The following is a 3,376-nucleotide window of genomic DNA, read 5'->3' on the forward strand; positions in this document are numbered from 1 at the left end:
GCTGTCATGACGAGTGCGGCGGGCCGGCCGGGGCCCGGACCACGGCGTGACCCCGGCCGCCGCCGTGCCCTGCTGGAGGCGGCCGACCGGGTCATCCAGCGCGAGGGGCCCGAGGCGTCCATGGCCGCGATCGCCGCGGAGGCGGGGATCAGCAAGCCGATCCTGTACCGCCACTTCGGCGACAAGAGCGGCCTCTACCAGGCGCTGGCCGAGCGGCACACGCGCAAGCTGATCGAGGGCATCCGGGACGAGTTCTCCCGCGGCGACCCGATCCGCGACCGCACCCGCTCCACCATCGACACCTACCTGGCGACGATCTCCAAGAACCTCAACCTCTACCGGTTCCTCATGCACCGGGCGAGCGCCGAGGACACGGCCACGCACAGCGCGATGAGCACCATGATCCGGGACGTGAGCCGGGAGCTGGCCGAGGTGATGATCGCCGAGGGGGAGATGGCGGACCGGACCCGCGCCTACGTGTGGGGCCACGCGATCGTCGGCATGGTGCAGACGGCCGGCGACTGGTGGCTGGACCACGCCGACGACGTGCCGCGCGAGGCCGTCGTCGACGGCCTCGTCGACCTCGTCCTCGGCGGGCTTCCCGCCGCCGCGTCCGAAGCCCGCGGCCCCCGCCCGCCCGACGACCCGCGATCCCCGAGGTGACCGTGCAGACCGACGTGCCGACCGGCGCGCAGCCCCAGGCCCGCCGTGACCCGCGGCCCGCGCCGGACGTGCGGACCGAGCGGCGGCCCTGGGGCCGCTTCGAGCGCTTCACCCTCAACGAGCCGTCCACCGTGAAGATCATTCACGTGGAGCCGGGGCAGCGGCTGAGCCTCCAGCGGCACCGCGACCGCGACGAGCTGTGGGTCGCGCTCGACCCCGGCGCGGTGTTCGAGGTGGCCGGGCGCCGCGTCCTCCCGGAGGTGGGGGAGCGGGTGCTGATCCGCGCGGGGGAGACCCACCGGCTCGGCTCGGACGGCCCGGCCGTGCGCGTCATGGAGATCGCCTTCGGCCGGTTCGACGAGGACGACATCGAGCGCCTCGACGACGCCTACGGCCGCGCCTGACCCTCGCGGCCCCCGCCCTCCGGCGCCCGTTCCCGCGCGGGCGGGGCCGTCGTTCCGGCGCCGTCGGCGAAGTGGCAGGCCACCGCCTGGGGCAGCCCGTCCCGCGGGACGAGCGCGGGCGTCTCCCGCTCGCAGACGTCGGCGGCCATGTAGCACCGGGTCCGGAACCGGCATCCGCTGGGCGGCTCGGCCGCCGACGGCACCTCCCCGCGCAGCACGATCTCACCCGCGTCGTCGCCGGGCCGGTCGCGGACGGACGGCGCCGCCGACAGCAGCGCCCGCGTGTAGGGGTGCTGCGGGTCGCCGAACACCTCGGCGGCCGGCCCCTGCTCGACGATCGTGCCGAGGTACATGACGGCGACGTCGTGGGCGATGTGCCGGACGACGTCCAGGTCGTGGGAGATGAACAGGTACGCCACGCCCAGCTCGGACTGCAGGTCCGCCAGCAGGTTGAGGATCTGCGCGCGGACCGACACGTCCAGCGCGGACACCGCCTCGTCGCACACCAGGAGCTTCGGCCGCAGCGCCAGGGCGCGGGCGATCGCGACGCGCTGGCACTGGCCGCCCGACAACTGGTGCAGGTGCCGGGGGCCGTGCTCGGGGGCGAGGCCCACGAGGTCGAGGAGCCGGGCGACCTCGGCGTCCTCCCGGTCGCGCGGCACGATCCCCGGGTGGACGCGCCAGCCCTCGGCGACGACGTCGGCGACGGTCATCCTCGGGTTCAGCGACGTGTAGGGGTCCTGGAACACCATCTGCAGGTCGCGGCTCATGCGGCGGCGCCGGCGGGGCGGGACGGACGCCAGGTCCGCGCCCGCGAACTCGATCGACCCGGCGAACGCCGGGCGCAGCCCCACCACGGCCCGCGCCAGCGTCGACTTGCCGCAGCCCGACTCGCCGACGACGCCCAGCGTCCGCCCGGCCCGCACGGTCAGGTCGAGCCCGGCGACGACGGGCACCCGCCGCCGTCCGAACCCGTGGCGGCCGGGGCGCTCGTACCCCGCCTCCAGGCCGCTGACCCTGAGCACGACCTCGGTGTCCTGCGCGGTGGCCGTCATCGGGGCTCCTCGCTGTGCTGGGAGGCGACGACCTCCGCGGAGTGGTGGCAGGCGACGGCGCGGTCGCCGTCCCCGGTGAGCGGCGGGTCCTCGGTGCGGCACCGGTCGGTCGCGAACGGGCAGCGCGGGTGGAACGCGCAGCCGCCGGGACGGTGCCGCGGGTCCGGCGGGACGCCGTCGATCGGCTTGAGGCGGCCGCCGGACCCGGCGTCCGGCACGGCCTCCAGCAGGCCGAGCGTGTACGGGTGGGCGGGGCGCGTGTAGACGGCGTCCAGCGGGCCCCGCTCCACGATCCGCCCGGCGTACATCACCGCGACGTCCTGCGCGACCCGCGCCACCACGCCGAGGTCGTGCGAGACCAGCAGCGTCGCGAGGTCGGCCTCGCGCTGCCGCCGCGCGAGCAGCCGCAGGATCTGCGCCTGCACCGTGACGTCGAGCGCGGTGGTCGGCTCGTCGGCCAGCAGCACCGACGGGCCGAGCGCCAGCGCCATCGCGATCACCGCGCGCTGCCGCATGCCGCCGGAGAACTCGTGCGGGTGGTCGCCGTAGCGGGACTCGGCGGAGGCGATGCCGACCTCGCGCATCAGCGCGACCGCCCGCTCCCGGGCCTCCCGCCGGCCGAGGCCGAGGCGCCGCCGGAAGGGCTCGGCGATCTGCGGGCCGACGGCGAAGCCGGGGTTCAGCGCCGCCATCGGGTCCTGGAAGATCATCGCGACGCGGCTGCCGCGGGTCTCGCGCCAGCGCCGGGCCGAGAAGCCGCCCGTGTCCTCGCCCTCCAGGACGACGGCCCCGGAGGTGATCTGCGCGCCGGGCGGCAGCAGCCCGATGAGCGCGAGCGAGGTCAGGCTCTTGCCGCTGCCGGACTCGCCGACCAGGGCGAGGACGCGGCCGCGCCGCAGCCGCAGGTCGACGCCCCGCACGACCGGCGTGACCTGCCGGCCGGAGCGGAACCCGATGTGCACGTCGCGCAGCTCCGCGGCCACGTCCCCAGAGGCCGGGGCGTGCGCGTGATCGACGGCTGGAACGGTCATGTGCGCCTCCATGGGATGTGCGCCATCAGATCTGCGAGCGCGGGTCGGACAGGTCGCGGAAGGCGTCGCCCACGAGGCCGACGCCGGTGACGACGGCGGCCAGCGCGATCGCCGGCATCGTGGAGATCCACCAGGCCGAGCCGAGGTAGTCGCGGCCCGCCGAGACGGTCGCGCCCCACGACGCCTGGTCAGGCGGGATGCCGAGGCCGAGGAAGCTCAGCGA

The 3,376-nt window shown here is 75.9% G+C and carries 4 protein-coding genes and 1 pseudogene; 2 read left to right on the plus strand and 3 right to left on the minus strand.

What is annotated here, in order from left to right:
• Positions 1 to 6 precede the first annotated feature (6 nt).
• Complete coding sequence (locus AB0C69_RS40125) at positions 7 to 663, plus strand: TetR family transcriptional regulator (protein ID WP_179848736.1); 657 nt, start codon at positions 7 to 9, stop codon at positions 661 to 663.
• On the plus strand, positions 660 to 1,067 hold the full coding sequence (locus AB0C69_RS40130; RefSeq protein ID WP_360361630.1) for a phosphomannose isomerase type II C-terminal cupin domain: 408 nt from the start codon (positions 660 to 662) through the stop codon (positions 1,065 to 1,067). Before AB0C69_RS40125 ends, AB0C69_RS40130 begins: the two co-directional genes overlap by 4 nt.
• Here the strand turns inward: AB0C69_RS40130 and AB0C69_RS40135 are convergent.
• The 3 genes and pseudogenes from AB0C69_RS40135 to AB0C69_RS40145 form a co-directional block, all read right to left on the minus strand.
• On the minus strand, positions 1,052 to 2,122 hold the full coding sequence (locus tag AB0C69_RS40135; RefSeq protein ID WP_360361633.1) for an oligopeptide/dipeptide ABC transporter ATP-binding protein: 1,071 nt from the start codon (positions 2,120 to 2,122) through the stop codon (positions 1,052 to 1,054). The genes AB0C69_RS40130 and AB0C69_RS40135 overlap by 16 nt on opposite strands.
• Entirely contained in the window at positions 2,119 to 3,153 is a 1,035-nt protein-coding gene (locus AB0C69_RS40140; RefSeq protein ID WP_360361636.1) for an ABC transporter ATP-binding protein, read from the minus strand. Before AB0C69_RS40140 ends, AB0C69_RS40135 begins: the two co-directional genes overlap by 4 nt.
• Before the next feature lie 25 nt (positions 3,154 to 3,178).
• A pseudogene (locus AB0C69_RS40145) lies at positions 3,179 to 3,376 on the minus strand (ABC transporter permease); the annotation flags it as partial.

The organism is Actinomadura sp. NPDC048032 (assembly GCF_040653175.1).
In the GTDB taxonomy this organism is placed as follows: domain Bacteria; phylum Actinomycetota; class Actinomycetes; order Streptosporangiales; family Streptosporangiaceae; genus Spirillospora; species Spirillospora verrucosospora.

Excerpts from the sequence above, each read along its gene's own strand:
- AB0C69_RS40140 (WP_360361636.1), bottom strand. The coding sequence starts at position 3,153 with ATGACCGTTCCAGCCGTCGATCACGCGCACGCCCCGGCCTCTGGGGAC.
- AB0C69_RS40125 (WP_179848736.1), top strand. The coding sequence starts at position 7 with ATGACGAGTGCGGCGGGCCGGCCGGGGCCCGGACCACGGCGTGACCCC.
- AB0C69_RS40135 (WP_360361633.1), bottom strand. The coding sequence starts at position 2,122 with ATGACGGCCACCGCGCAGGACACCGAGGTCGTGCTCAGGGTCAGCGGC.